This is a genomic window from Chryseobacterium sp. S90, from assembly GCF_047444895.1.
In the GTDB taxonomy this organism is placed as follows: Bacteria; Bacteroidota; Bacteroidia; order Flavobacteriales; family Weeksellaceae; genus Chryseobacterium.
In genome coordinates, this window is sequence record NZ_JBLGCX010000002.1 from 348,166 (window position 1) to 361,948 (window position 13,783).

A 13,783-nucleotide genomic window follows, 5' to 3' on the forward strand; every position below is an offset into this window, starting at 1 on the left:
TATTTAGAAATAGATAACTTCCACCATCCCTCTTTCAGCTTCAATCTTCTTATTTAAAAATCTTCTGAATCACATTTCCAATCTCCACAAAATCTCCGTGATTTCCTACAGAACGTATTTCAGGACTGTTTTTATCATATTCTGAGAAAGGGAAGATCAGGAGGTAATTATTGTCCTTCAGATTCCTGTTCAGCAGTTCAGGGATTAGTCTCATTCTTGGAATATAGGACTTCATGCCTCGTTTTGCCATCAAAATAATCAAGGCTTCATCATCTTTCAGCTGGGCAGCGGTTCTTTCACCATCCTGCCATGTGCTCATAATGATAAACTCTGCTTCTATACTGGCTTTTTTCATGATTTTCTGCAGAATATCAATGATGTTTTCAGGAGCATAAAAAACAACTGTAGCCCCGGAGTTTCTGGCAATATTCCAGACTCTAAGCAATGCATGGAAGAATCCGGCATCCTTATCTGCATTCTCAGGAATCATCACTGCATATTTTTTTATCGTGGAAAGTGGTTGTGCAGCATGATATACCAGTACATTTACATCGTCATTCTGAAGATATCCATTGTAAAGATTATAGACAAAAGATGGGGAGAATCCTTTTTCATCCTCCAATCCAATGATAAGATCTGTAATTTTCTGTTCTTTAATAACATTATTGACTCCATTGACGACGTCATTGTCATATCTTTTTAGGGCCTGTAACTTCACATCTGCCGCCGCCGCCGCATCTGCCGCCTGGTGAAGAAGTTTTTCAGCATTCTTTACCGAAGACTCATTTTTATCTTCATTGATAACGTTTAAAGCAAATAAATCTTCTGTATTGGAGTGGGCTTTGATCAGAATTCCCAGATTCACCATTCGCTCAACAGTTGCCTCATGGTTGATGGCCAAAAGAATACTTTCTTCTTCATGGGTATTCCCCGAAACAGTATCTTCATTATCACTTTCAGCAATTTTCTGAGCACTTGCCATGGAAATAAAGGAGGAGATGGTACATGAAATCAGGATCAGCAGAATACTTCCGTTCAGTACATGTTCATTTAATAATCTTACAGGTTCTCCGGTTTCGGTTTCAGAAAGGATGATGTTGTATCCTACCATTACTGAAGCTAATGTAGCTGCTGCAGAAGCAGAACTTAACCCAAATATGAGTTTTCCTTCCTCTTTGGTGAGTCTGAATGTTTTCTGAGTCGCTACCGCAGAAAGGTATTTCCCTCCAATAGAAGCTACCAGCATAATTCCGGCTACTTCCAGCGTTTCCCAGCTTTTAAAGAAAACTTTGAAATCAATCAGCATTCCGACACTGATCAGGAAGAATGGAATAAAGATGGCATTTCCCACAAATTCAACCCTGTTCATTAAAGAAGAGGTGTGAGGAATAAGTCTGTTTAAAGCCAATCCTGCAAAGAATGCTCCGATAATGGCTTCTACACCAGCGAGTTCAGCAAGCATTGCTGCCAGATAAATCATCACCAATACAAAAATATATTGTGAAATTTTATCATCCACTCTTTTAAAAAACCAACGTCCGATAATCGGGAATACAATAAGTACAATCAGGGCAAATACTACAAAAGAGACCGATAATTTTACCCAAAATTCTGTTCCCACATCTCCCTGCGACATTCCCACAATCACGGCAAGTACCAATAAGGCGAGGATGTCGGTAATCATTGTACCTCCAACGGTAATATTGACCGCTTTATTTTTTGCAATTCCCAACTTGCTCACTAATGGGTACGCAATAAGGGTATGGGATGAAAAAAGACTGGCAAACAGAATGGAAGTCAGCATGGAAAAGTGTAAAATATAATACCCTCCCAGATATCCCAATACAAAAGGAACTGTAAAGGTATAGATACCAAAGGTGAGACTTTTCCATTTATTCTTTTTAAAATCACCCATATCAATCTCCAGACCTGCCAGAAACATGATATAAAGCAATCCGGTAGTTCCCGTCACAACAATGCTGCTGTCTCTGGATAATACATTGAATCCGTTCGGACCAATGATGGCTCCGGCGATGATAAGTCCCAAAAGATGGGGAACTTTAATTTTATTTAATAGCAATGGGGCTGCCAGAATGATAACCAGTACCAATAGGAACTTCAGTACCGGATCTTCTATAGGAAGACTCAGGTTGTGTATACTCAGTAAAATCATAAGTGTTTATTTTGTGGAACGTACTAATTCAACAGAGAACTTGGCGGTACAGCCATCGGAAGTGATGGTTCTGGTACCTTTGATCTTGTTGTCCGAAATATCATTAAGAAGAACGCTCATTTCTACATTCTTTTTGGCCGTAGAATCGGTTTTGAAAGATAGTCTGATCTCATTGTTTTCAAACTTGCCTGTGTATAACCTTACCAGATTATTGTTATTGATGATTTTGGTAATAGGCTGGGTAGAATCGTTATCAAACTCCCAGATGTCAGTACGCTGGTCGCCCACTGCATATTCACTGCAGTTAGACTCTGTACAGATGACCTTTCCGTTCCATGGACCGGAAATTTCCGCGGGCCATGAAGAAGTAATAACCACGGAGTCTTTTTTTGCAAAAATACTGTCTCTCATTTTCAGAAGTGACTGATATTCGGATTCTTTCTTCGCGAATACTTTTTCTTTTTCTAATAATTGTTTCTCCCTGTCTGTCAGGTTTTTCTCCTTCTCTTTGTAATCACAGCTTACAAGAAGAAAAGAGGAGACCAGAAATAAAAAAAATGTGTTTTTCAGCATATTGTATAGGTTGGAGTATACAATATAGGGAAAATGGAGGGAATATGAAACCCATGTGAAACGGATCTGATTTTAATTATATTTAATAAGTTAAAAAACAGTTGGATAGATTGGATGAGATTATTGATATTATTTTCCGCCTTAAGATTCAATCTTTTGTTTTTTAAACATTGCCGGATTGTAATTAATAACAAAAACCCCTACAATAATCAAAACCGCTGCAATGATGAATTTGGCGGAAATTTTTTCATCAAGAATCAACCAGCTTAAAAAAATAGAAATTACCGTATTGATATAAGCCAGTATGGATACCTGAACAGGAGAAACTTTGGTAAGGGCATAGTGAAATGCAAAAAAAGCGGCTACAGAACCAAATATTGACAGGTAAAGCATGGCAGAGATACTTTGCAAACTCCAGTTTCCGAAGTTGTAATCGTCTGAAAACAAAAAGGCAAAAATAATCTGAATAATACCTGCAAATAAAAATTGATAAAATAAGTTCAGGGAAATATTACCGCTGTGAAGGTTTAATTTTTTGGTGAAAATAGTTCCTGAGGCCCAGCCTGCAATGGCAATGAATAAGAAGAGAATTCCAAGTGCGTAATCCGGGTTTTTTAAATCATTAATACCATCCCAGAAAATAAACAGAATTCCGCTGAAACAGAGAACAACTCCTGCAAAAGCCCGCCAGCTGAATTTCTGAAGTCCTAAAGCCAAACTTCCGAAAAATACAAGAATAGGAGAGCAGGCACTGATGAGTGAAGTGAGACTGCTTGTAACTTCCTCTTCCGCTACTGTAGTCATTCCGTTCGCAATTACCAGCATGAGTAAAGAGAAGATAAACTGGTATTTCAGGTTGGTCCAGCCGATCCAGTTAAATTCTTTTCTATAGGTAAGAATAAGAAACATAATAATGGCCGCAAGAAATTGGCGTATTCCTGCTACAAACCATGCAGGAATAGTCTCTACCGCAACCCTTATAGATAAAAAGGTAGTACCCCAGACAATAGCAACGGTACATACAGCCAGTGTAAGTTTATAATCTTTCAAAATTTAAAGTGGTGTAACAACAAATATATCTATTTTAACTGGAATTGTTATGGATACAGATGCTGTAATTTATAGGAGTACAGATGAAAATTCTGAGCCAAAAAGATCTTTATAAATTCTTTACATTTTAAATGGAAGATCTATTGAAAGATTAAATTATTTTAGGAATTATAATCATAAATCGTTTCCCGGATTTTTTGTAGTTTTTCATCTTTACATTTTTATTTTTTATCTTTGAACATCTAATAAAATTGAAGATGGTAGGAATTATTATGGGCAGTCAGAGTGATCTGCCGATCATGGAACAGGCTGCAAATTTTCTTAAAAGCCTTGATATCCCTTACGAATTAACTGTAGTTTCAGCACACAGAACACCGGAAAGAATGTTCGATTATGCCAAAACAGCTCAGGAAAGAGGTTTGAAAGTAATTGTTGCAGGAGCCGGAGGAGCAGCGCATCTCCCGGGAATGGTAGCAAGCTGTACTACACTTCCGGTAATCGGAGTTCCTATTTTGTCCAGTAATTCCATAGACGGATGGGATTCAGTGTTGTCTATTCTTCAGATGCCTGGCGGAATTCCAGTGGCTACCGTAGCCTTGAACGGAGCTTTGAATGCAGGGATTTTAGCAGCAAAAATTTTAGGAAGCGGTAATGAAGAAGTAGCAGCTAAGCTTCAGAAATATCAGGATTCTTTAAAAGATAAAGTACTGGGAACTGTGGATGATATCAAAGCCCAGCACCCTAACCATTTTGACAAATAGTTTACTTTTAAACTCAAAATAAAAGCCTCACTTTCCAGCGAGGCTTTTTGTTTTTATTTCTTAATGAATTTTGAAGAGATTGTTTTTTCTTTCAGAATCAGCTGCAAAATATAATTTCCTTTCGGTAATGATCCTACATTAATCATATCCCTATTGGGATTTCCTTCCAATACAAGTCTTCCACTTGCATCAAAAATTCTGTAATTTTTAATGTCACTTAATCCTTCGATATGGATATCATCTGCGGCAGGATTAGGATAAAGCAGAAATTCTTTTCTGAGCTTGACTTCTGATGAAGATAGTAAACAGTTTCCTACCGTATCACCGGACATCGTCCATCCTTTGCTGATGAGAATATTCCTTTTATCTGCTGCATTGGAAGCATAAGTCAAAGGTGTTACAATATCTAAATCAACATTATTGGCAGTGTCAGTATTATCTGCCCATCCTGCAAGTGTTTTACTGAAATTTTCACAATCCATTCCTGTCTGCATCAAAGCCTGGGCTCCATTATTAACGCTGGCAAGATTCCAGCTTGCAAGGGAATGATTAAAGTTTGGCGTTTCCTTAAGAATCTGGTCTATTCTGGTAACCTTTGCCATATCCCAGTTTTCAAGAGAATGACTAAAGGCTGTGCAGCCATGAATAGCATGGGCCATATTGGTAATTTTAGACGTATTCCAATTATTTAAAGACTGATTGAAACCAGAATCAAAATGGAACATAAAGCGAATGTCTTCAAGGCTTGAGGTATCCCAGTTATTCATGGGTTGATTATAGTTTGGACAAAGAGCAAACATCCATTTCATATCAGTGACATTCGAAACGTCCCAGCTGTTTAATGTCTGGTTAAAGATCCCTCTTCCTGCAAACATAAAACTGAGATCAGTTGCTGATGACATATTCCAGCTATTAAAATAAGGAGGATTGAACTGATCGGGAATTGAAGTATTGATACTATCGAAGATAATAGAAAACATAAATCTGAAATTCTTAATCTTAGAAGTATTCCAGTTTTGCATGGAGCTTGCGCCTGTAAAGGTTTTTGCACCATAAAACATATAAGAAGCATCTTCAACATTACTAAGATCTGGAATGTCTGGAGCAGTAATCTGAACAAGTTTACATTGGCTGAAAGCACTGTTCATTGTTGTCCAGGTAATATTTCCCCATTGTTCTATTTCCAGTATTTTATCTGCACTTCCGTTGATCTGCCAGACCGGAAAAATCTGATCCGGAAGCTGAACCTCCTGTACATCTCCAAATTTTATGTGTTGAAAAACTCCATTCCCGTTACTCACTTTTACCCTATATTTTGCATCATTCTTTTCTGCGATTGATGTACCAAAATCAATAAGAACCTGTTTTGTAGAGGTTATATTGGTAAGAGAGCCGTTGTGCTGGGGATAGTCTACCTCTTCCCAATAAATATCATAGTTTTCACCAATTCCGGGAAACCATATTTGCTGAGAACTTGCCTGGTAGGGAGCACTTACAGTGACAGGCTGTATTACCGTAGAAGCAGGCTTCCAGATAGTGATAAATTCATTCTGGGCTTTTACTATACACAACAGGAAAATAAAAAATCCTGTCGAAAATTTTTTCAATACCATATTGAGGTTTTATAGTTATTTCTTAATGAATTTTGAAGAAATTGTTTTTTCTTTCATGATGAGCTGTATCATATAATTTCCTTTTGGCAAAGAGCTTACATTGATCAAATCATTATTAGGATTTCCTTCTTTTATAAGCCTTCCACTTGCATCATAAATTTTATATCCTTTAATATCAGCTATTCCTTCAATATGAATATCATCCACTGCAGGATTAGGATAGAGCAGAGGTTTTTTATTCAGTTTTAAATCAGATGAAGATAATAAACAGCTTCCTACAGTATCACCTATGAATGACCAGCCTTTATTGACAAGAATATCCCTTTTGTCTGAAGCATTTGAAGCATATTTTAATCCTGTTAAAGAACCTAACGAGACATTGTTTGCTGTATTGGGATTGTCTGCCCATCCCATCAATGTTTTGCTGTAATTTTCACAATTAAGGCCTGACAGGGTTAAAGCACCATTACCATTGGTAAGAGAAATTAAGTTCCAGTTTCCTAATGACTGATTAAAACTTGATGCAATATTCAGGATCTGATCTATTCTGGTTACTTTAGTCATATCCCAATTTTCTAAAGACTGGTTAAAGGATGTACAGCCGTGAAAAACATGAGCCATATTGGTAACCTTAGACGTATTCCAGTTGAGCTGCTGATTGAAAACCGGAATCATATGAAACATAAAATGCATATCCTCTAAGCTTGAAGTATCCCAGTTATCAAGACGTTGATTGAAGCTTAAACACTGCCCAAACATCCAGCTCATATCTGTCACCTTTGAAACGTCCCAGCTATTAAGAGTCTGATTAAAAACAGTTCTGTTTCCAAACATATAGCTGAGGTTCGTAGCAGAAGACATATTCCAGCTGTCCAGATAAGGTGAGTTGAACTGTTCTATTACTGCAGAAGATGGATTCACATCAAATAAAAGAGAGAGCATAAAACTGAAATTCTTAATTTTCGAAGTATCCCAGTTTTGCATAGAGCTGGCCCCCATAAAACTAGTTGTACCATAAAACATAAAAGAAGCATCTTCAACATTATTAAGATTAGGAGTATCTGTTGCCGTAAGCTGCATAAGCCTGCACAGACTGAAGGCACTCTCCATGGTTGTCCACGAAATATTACCCCATTGTTCTATTTCCAGTATTTTATCTGAACTTCCATTAACCTGCCAGATAGGGATGACTTGCTCAGGAGCAGGAAATAGTTGGGGAGTTCCAAATTTTATTTGCCTGAAGATTCCATTACCATTCGTAACTTTTACCCTGTATTTGGCATCATTTTTTTCTGCGATGGATGTCCCGAAGTCTATAAGAACCTGTTTTGTGGAAGTTACATCGAGTAGGGAACCATTGTGCTGTGGATAGCCTACTTCCTCCCAATAAATGTCATAATTATCACCAATCCCCGGAAACCATATCTGCTGTGTGGTTGCCTGATAAGGAGCGTCTACATTAACTGCCGGTAATACAGTAGATGCCGGCTTCCAGATGGTAATAAATTCATCCTGAGCTTTCGCCATGAAAATCAGTATCAGAAAAAAGAGTGTTGAAATTTTTTTTAATAGCATGTTGAGAGTTTATGGTTATTTTTTGATGAATTTTAGATTCTGAATATTATCTTTTGAATAAAGCTGTAAAATATAATTCCCCGGAGTTAACGCCTGAATGTTAATCTGTTCATTCACCAGATCTCCGCTTAAAACAATTCTTCCGCTCATATCAATAATTTTGAAATCTTTGGCATTGGAATTTTTTACATAAATAATATGGGTAGCAGGATTCGGGTACAGGCTTAGTTCACCTTTCACTTTTACATCAGAAGTTCCAAGGAAAGATTGGCATTCTCCGTTGTATGTATCTCCGCTGATCGTCCAGCCTTTATTGTTGATCAGATAACTTCTGGCCGTTACTGCTGCATTGTGGGAATACGTAAGAGGAGAAACAGAAGATAGATTAATATTATTTGGAGTTGAAGGATTTTGACTCCAGCCATACAAGGTGCTGTCATAATTCTGGCAGTTCAGTGCAGAATTTTTAAATATATTGGAAGCGTTCAGTAAAGAACTCAAATTCCAGCTTCCTAAATTTTGGTTGAAAAGAATAGCATTACTGAACATGTTATTCATGTTTTTTACTTGCGCTACATTCCATTTTGCTATATTCTGATTAAAACTTTTGGCACCGTTGAACATATCCTGCATCCATTCTACTTTTCTTGTATCCCAATTGGAAATATTGCTGTTAAAATTCTCAGCATTATAAAACATACCACTCATAATGGTAACACTGCTTGTATCCCAAATAGATAAATCCTGGCTGAAGGCCTTTGCTCCATAAAACATGTGATTCATTTCTATGATTTTTGAAGTATTCCAGTTTTTAAGAGGATAATTAAATTTCGTAGCCCCGGAAAACATAAATTCTGCATCAAGATTGTTAGACATATCCCAATTTCCAATAGGTCGGTTGAACTCAGCAGCTCCATTAAACATGGCTGTAGTAGAAGTTACTTTAGAAGTATCCCAGTTGTCTAATGGCTGATTGAAAAGTTTAGCTACATTGAACGTGATGCCCATCATCGTCACATTGGAAGTATTCCAGTTTCCAACCGGCTGATTAAAAACAAAACATCCTGTAAATGTTCCAAGCAATGTAGTTACATTAGACGTATTCCAGCTATTGATAGAAGGATTTCCCACCAAACCATAACATCCGGAAAACATATAAGACAAATCAGTTACCTCTTTCAGATCAGGAACATCTGTTGCTGTAAAATCTAAAATTTTGCACGCCTGAAATGCTTGTTTCATTGAAGACCATTGAATGTTTCCCCATTGTTCTATCAATTGTATTTTATGAACATCTCCTACAATTCCGTTATCATTGAACATATCCCAGTCTGCGAATCTTATCTGGTGAAAATTACCGTTTCCGTTGCTTACTTTCAACCGGTAAGTAGCATCTGATGGGTTGGGATTGTGTGGAATTCCAAAATCAATCAGGAGCTGATAGGCAGAAGTTACATTCGTTAAAGTGGCATTGTGAGAGGGGTAGCCAATTTCTTCCCAATAGATCTGATAATTCGTCCCTATTCCGGGAAACCAGATTTGATTATTGTTTGAGTTAATGGGAATTCCTATATAAGGATAGGGAGGTGGGGGAAGACTGGGTTTCCATACCGTGATAAATTCATTTTGTGCCTTTGCCATGAATATCAGCAAAAGAAAAATGAGTATTGGAATTTTTTTTAAAATCATGTTTATGGTTATTAGTTTTGTTGAGGTTTATTTTTTCATGAATGGAAATGAAATTGTTGAACTCTTTGTCATAATCTGTAAGATATAATTCCCTGGAGTTAAGAGGTTGACAGGAATTTTATCGTTGTTCAGGTTCTCTTTGACAATCGTTCTTCCACTCATATCGGTGATGATAAAACTTACAGTATGTGGGATATTTTTCAGGTAAATTATATTCGTTGCCGGATTGGGATAAATGGCGACTTTATTGTTTATATCATTTTCAGAAGTTGAAAGTGTCTGATTGCACAGTCCGTTATAAGAATCGCCCGATATAGTCCAGCCTTTATTATTAATTAAATAATTTCTTGCAGCTACTGCGTCAGCATGAGAATAGATTAATGGAGAAGCACTTGATAGGTTGATATTAGCTGGCGTTGATGAACTCTGGCTCCATCCATAAAGGGTCTTGTCGTAATTCAGGCAGTTCATCGCAGAATTGAGAAACATGCTGGTAGCTGTTGTTAACGAACTAAGATTCCATCTTCCGATATTTTGATTAAAGGCGGTGCCTCGGAACATTTCGTTCATATTGGTGACATTGGCCGTATTCCAGTTTTGAAGATCCTGGTTGAAATTTTCTGAATCATGAAACATATGCTCCATGGTGGTAACCTTAGCTGTGTTCCATTTACCCAAAGATTGGTTGAATCCTGTAAAATCAAACATATAAGACATATCTGTAACATTCGAGGTATCCCAGTTCCCCAGTGGCTGATTGAACAGATAATCATCACCAAACATATAATACATATCTGTAATGGTAGAGGTATTCCAAGTATTGAAAGAAGAGTTGCCAACTAATGAAGTACATAAATAAAACATCTGGCGCATACTGGTTACCATGCTGAGATCTGGTGCATCAGTGGCCGTTACATCCATGTAATCGCAGTATACGAAAGCATTGTCAAAGCTTTTCCATTTTATATTTCCCCATTGGGCAATTTGGGTAATTTTTGAACGGTCTGAAGCATTGTACGTAGGAATTAATGTATTGTCAAAGAATCTCACCTGGTCAAAACTTCCGTTTCCATCACTGATTTTGATTCTGTAGCTGGCTTGAGCAGGAGATGGATTTAACGGTGTTCCTAAGTTGATGATGAATTCAGTTGTAGAAGTTACATTGTTCATCGTCCCGTTATGTTGCGGATATCCTACCTCTTCCCAGGATACCTTGAAATTGGTTCCCCGGCCGGGAAATTTAATGTTTTGTGCGTTCTGGGTTTTCCAGATGGTGATAAACTCATTCTGAGCTTTGGAGAATTGAAATAATAGAATTAATAGAGTAGATGGTAAAAGTTTTTTGTACATGTCATTAGTTTGTGAAATAAGCGTAGCTAAAATAACAAAAAACTTAATATATTTTTAATGTAAATGTGAAATTTATAGTATTTTATGTGTTTTAATGAAATTTTATAAATAAAAAACTCTCCAAAATGGAGAGTTTACTTTATTCCTGAAGCATATTGTCACGTGTATTTTTCTGGACTGCTATAGCTCCGAAGAGCGCGAGTAAAAAAGCAAAGGCATAAAACCCTTTTTCACTTGGAAGGATGGTGGCATTCCAAAGTCCGATGGCCAATAATACAATAGATGATAATGTAGCAAACCAGCAGATCCCATAATAAATATCTGTTACCTGAATATTTTCTAACCTGTCACGCACTGCTTTCTGTAGAGAAACAACAGCAAATAAGCCATAAAGAAGAATGGTAAAATAATATCCTTTCTCATTCAGCAGCATTTCAGCTCTGGCAAGGCCGACGATGAAGCCAATCATTCCTGCTCCCAATGCTACCCATGATGCAGCAACGAATGCATTTGATACTCTTTGTTTTTTCATAGTTTAATGTTTATTTTAAGAGGGCTAAGATATTCATTTTTTATAAATAGAATCTTAATGGAGGGAAAATATGGGGAAAATACTGAACAGTGTCTTCAATGTTTTTTTTAATTTATCAATTATGGTTTACAGGAATAAGCTCATAAAAAAACTCTCCAATTTGGAGAGTTTACATATTATTGAGTTATATATTCGTAGTTGTATTGAGCGGAAAGGCTTCCATTAGCTTCTTTTGATACAACCTGTACTGGGAATCCGGCACTGTTGTATTGAATAGTGGAAGTTCTGCTTTGAATTTGTTCCCAGACTCCATTGTTTTTAGAGCTTATCTTTTCTGTAAGATAATTGTTTTTGCTTATCACATAAGCGCCACCCATCATAAGTTTGAGATATTTGTTGATATTCGTATAAGGGTTCAGTTTATCATCATAGGAATAAACGATTCTGGTACTGAAACTGAATCCTGTAGTCTCTGAAGTTTCTGATGAAATATTGTTTCCGTTATAAACATATGTATCTACAATCGGATTGGAACAGTCCGGAGATTGGCAAAGGGAAGAAGAGATCACCTGTCCGCTGGTATTGTAGTTGAAGGTAATCGTTCTGTTATTGTTTGGGTTGGTGTAAATAGCCTTAACGTTTATCAGTTGATCTCCGTTATAGTTGAAAACTGAATAATAATCTATAGTACCATCCGGCTTATAATAAGTGGTTTTTGTAGGTTTTCCGTTATTGTATTCGAACTTGGATGATCCTGATGCGGACAACGTTTTGATAAGTTCACCTTGATTATTGTATTCAAGTGTTTGTATACTGGTCTGTGGCTGAGCTGGGTTGTCGTAGTAAACTATAGTAACTTTACTTAATAATGTCTTTGGTTCAGAAGGCGTATTGGTTCCATCATTATCATCATTACTGCTGCAGCTGTTAAAGAATAGAGCAGAGCTCATGAGTCCCAGAAATAAGAAATTTTTCATGTTATTTTTTTAGCTGACAAAAATAAGAAATGGCTGATTGTACTTTATAAAAAAATCCCACTATCTTAGAAATAGTGGGATCATATCATGTTTATTGTGATCTTAGTATCTGTAGTATTCAGGCTTGAATGGCCCTTTTACGTCAACTCCGATGTATTCAGCCTGCTCAGGAGAAAGCGTTTCAAGCTCTACGCTTAATTTCTTAAGGTGTAAAGCAGCTACTTTCTCATCTAAGTGCTTAGGAAGCATATATACTTCATTACCATAAGCTGCAGAGTTGTTCCATAATTCGATTTGAGCCAAAGTCTGGTTAGAGAAAGAGTTAGACATTACGAAACTTGGGTGACCTGTAGCACATCCTAAGTTTACCAATCTACCTTCAGCAAGAATGATTACTTCTTTTCCTTCAATAGTATAGATATCAACCTGAGGCTTCACTTCAGATTTAGTCTGACCGTAGTTTTTGTTCAACCAGGCCATATCGATTTCGTTATCGAAGTGACCGATGTTACAAACGATCGCTTTATCTTTCATTTTAAGGAAGTGCTCTCCTCTTACGATATTAAAGTTACCTGTTGTAGTAATGATGATATCAGCATTGTCTACCACAGTATCTAATCTTTTTACTTCATAACCGTCCATTGCAGCCTGAAGCGCACAGATTGGGTCAATTTCCGTAACAGTAACGATAGAACCAGCTCCTCTGAAAGAAGCAGCAGTACCCTTACCTACGTCTCCGTATCCGCAAACTACCACTCTTTTTCCGGCTAACATTACGTCTGTAGCTCTTCTTACTGCATCTACAGCAGATTCTTTACATCCGTATTTGTTGTCGAATTTAGATTTAGTAACTGAATCATTTACGTTGATAGCAGGCATTACTAAAGTTCCGTTCTTCATTCTTTCATACAGTCTGTGAACACCTGTAGTGGTTTCTTCAGAAAGTCCTTTAATGTCTTTTGTGAACTCAGGGTATTTATCAAAAACCATGTTTGTTAAATCTCCACCATCATCCAAGATCATGTTTAATGGCTTTCTGTCTTCACCAAAGAATAAAGTCTGCTCAATACACCAGTCAAACTCCTCTTCATTTAATCCTTTCCAGGCATATACCGGAATTCCTGCAGCAGCAATTGCAGCAGCAGCATGGTCCTGTGTAGAGAAAATATTACAAGATGACCAGGTAACTTCAGCTCCTAAAGCTACCAATGTCTCGATAAGCACAGCCGTTTGGATCGTCATGTGAAGACATCCTGCGATTCTTGCTCCTTTAAGTGGCTGAGATGGTCCGTATTCTTCACGGATAGACATCAAACCAGGCATTTCTGCTTCTGCAAGGGTAATTTCTTTTCTACCCCATTCTGCAAGGGAGATATCCTTAACTTTATAAGGAACGTATTGTGTTGTAGTACTCATATGTAATGAATAGTTTTTAAATTCAATTGATAACGAAAGGCAAAATTACGATTTATAATTAAGATATAAAAACG

The 13,783-nt window shown here is 37.1% G+C and carries 11 protein-coding genes; 1 reads left to right on the plus strand and 10 read right to left on the minus strand.

The annotated features are described in order from the left end of the window. Positions 1–49: 49 nt before the first annotated feature. The 3 genes from ACLMCG_RS09355 to ACLMCG_RS09365 all read right to left on the minus strand — a co-directional run bounded on the left by ACLMCG_RS09355 (position 50) and on the right by ACLMCG_RS09365 (position 3,796). Positions 50–2,173: a cation:proton antiporter gene (locus tag ACLMCG_RS09355; RefSeq protein WP_413960522.1), complete on the minus strand. Its 2,124-nt coding sequence runs from the start codon at positions 2,171–2,173 to the stop codon at positions 50–52. Between the two features lie 6 nt (positions 2,174–2,179). Beyond that, positions 2,180–2,746, minus strand: coding sequence for a hypothetical protein (locus tag ACLMCG_RS09360; protein ID WP_047421184.1), 567 nt, complete (start codon positions 2,744–2,746; stop codon positions 2,180–2,182). A 141-nt stretch (positions 2,747–2,887) separates the two neighbouring features. After that, complete coding sequence (locus tag ACLMCG_RS09365; protein WP_413960521.1) at positions 2,888–3,796, minus strand: DMT family transporter; 909 nt, start codon at positions 3,794–3,796, stop codon at positions 2,888–2,890. 257 nt (positions 3,797–4,053) lie between these two features. Here ACLMCG_RS09365 and purE point away from each other — a divergent pair, with 257 nt between their 5' ends. Next, a complete protein-coding gene (gene purE, locus ACLMCG_RS09370; protein WP_034699885.1) occupies positions 4,054–4,557 on the plus strand; it encodes a 5-(carboxyamino)imidazole ribonucleotide mutase in 504 nt (167 codons plus the stop codon). 53 nt (positions 4,558–4,610) lie between these two features. Here the strand turns inward: purE and ACLMCG_RS09375 are convergent, their stop codons facing one another. From ACLMCG_RS09375 to ahcY, 7 genes are all read right to left on the minus strand, one after another. Next, the gene (locus tag ACLMCG_RS09375; RefSeq protein ID WP_413960520.1) at positions 4,611–6,170 is read right to left on the minus strand and encodes a BspA family leucine-rich repeat surface protein; all 1,560 of its coding nucleotides are present in this window, start codon (positions 6,168–6,170) and stop codon (positions 4,611–4,613) included. Between the two features lie 15 nt (positions 6,171–6,185). Further along, positions 6,186–7,745, minus strand: coding sequence for a BspA family leucine-rich repeat surface protein (locus ACLMCG_RS09380; protein ID WP_413960519.1), 1,560 nt, complete (start codon positions 7,743–7,745; stop codon positions 6,186–6,188). Positions 7,746–7,760: 15 nt separating this feature from the next. Next, positions 7,761–9,434, minus strand: coding sequence for a BspA family leucine-rich repeat surface protein (locus tag ACLMCG_RS09385; protein ID WP_414136877.1), 1,674 nt, complete (start codon positions 9,432–9,434; stop codon positions 7,761–7,763). A 27-nt stretch (positions 9,435–9,461) separates the two neighbouring features. Beyond that, on the minus strand, positions 9,462–10,784 hold the full coding sequence (locus ACLMCG_RS09390) for a BspA family leucine-rich repeat surface protein (protein WP_413960517.1): 1,323 nt from the start codon (positions 10,782–10,784) through the stop codon (positions 9,462–9,464). Between the two features lie 139 nt (positions 10,785–10,923). Next, complete coding sequence (yiaA, locus tag ACLMCG_RS09395; RefSeq protein WP_034699887.1) at positions 10,924–11,316, minus strand: inner membrane protein YiaA; 393 nt, start codon at positions 11,314–11,316, stop codon at positions 10,924–10,926. A gap of 176 nt (positions 11,317–11,492) precedes the next feature. Continuing rightward, entirely contained in the window at positions 11,493–12,293 is an 801-nt protein-coding gene (locus ACLMCG_RS09400; protein ID WP_413960516.1) for a hypothetical protein, read from the minus strand. 102 nt (positions 12,294–12,395) lie between these two features. Next, a complete protein-coding gene (gene ahcY, locus ACLMCG_RS09405) occupies positions 12,396–13,709 on the minus strand; it encodes an adenosylhomocysteinase (RefSeq protein WP_047378461.1) in 1,314 nt (437 codons plus the stop codon). Positions 13,710–13,783: the final 74 nt, after the last annotated feature.

What these genes read in the sequence shown, in the direction of transcription:
- purE (WP_034699885.1), top strand. Translation starts at nt 4,054, where the DNA reads ATGGTAGGAATTATTATGGGCAGTCAGAGTGATCTGCCGATCATGGAA.
- ACLMCG_RS09360 (WP_047421184.1), bottom strand. Translation starts at nt 2,746, where the DNA reads ATGCTGAAAAACACATTTTTTTTATTTCTGGTCTCCTCTTTTCTTCTT.
- ACLMCG_RS09385 (WP_414136877.1), bottom strand. Translation starts at nt 9,434, where the DNA reads ATGATTTTAAAAAAAATTCCAATACTCATTTTTCTTTTGCTGATATTC.
- ACLMCG_RS09375 (WP_413960520.1), bottom strand. Translation starts at nt 6,170, where the DNA reads ATGGTATTGAAAAAATTTTCGACAGGATTTTTTATTTTCCTGTTGTGT.
- ACLMCG_RS09390 (WP_413960517.1), bottom strand. Translation starts at nt 10,784, where the DNA reads ATGTACAAAAAACTTTTACCATCTACTCTATTAATTCTATTATTTCAA.
- yiaA (WP_034699887.1), bottom strand. Translation starts at nt 11,316, where the DNA reads ATGAAAAAACAAAGAGTATCAAATGCATTCGTTGCTGCATCATGGGTA.
- ACLMCG_RS09380 (WP_413960519.1), bottom strand. Translation starts at nt 7,745, where the DNA reads ATGCTATTAAAAAAAATTTCAACACTCTTTTTTCTGATACTGATTTTC.
- ACLMCG_RS09400 (WP_413960516.1), bottom strand. Translation starts at nt 12,293, where the DNA reads ATGAAAAATTTCTTATTTCTGGGACTCATGAGCTCTGCTCTATTCTTT.
- ahcY (WP_047378461.1), bottom strand. Translation starts at nt 13,709, where the DNA reads ATGAGTACTACAACACAATACGTTCCTTATAAAGTTAAGGATATCTCC.
- ACLMCG_RS09355 (WP_413960522.1), bottom strand. Translation starts at nt 2,173, where the DNA reads ATGATTTTACTGAGTATACACAACCTGAGTCTTCCTATAGAAGATCCG.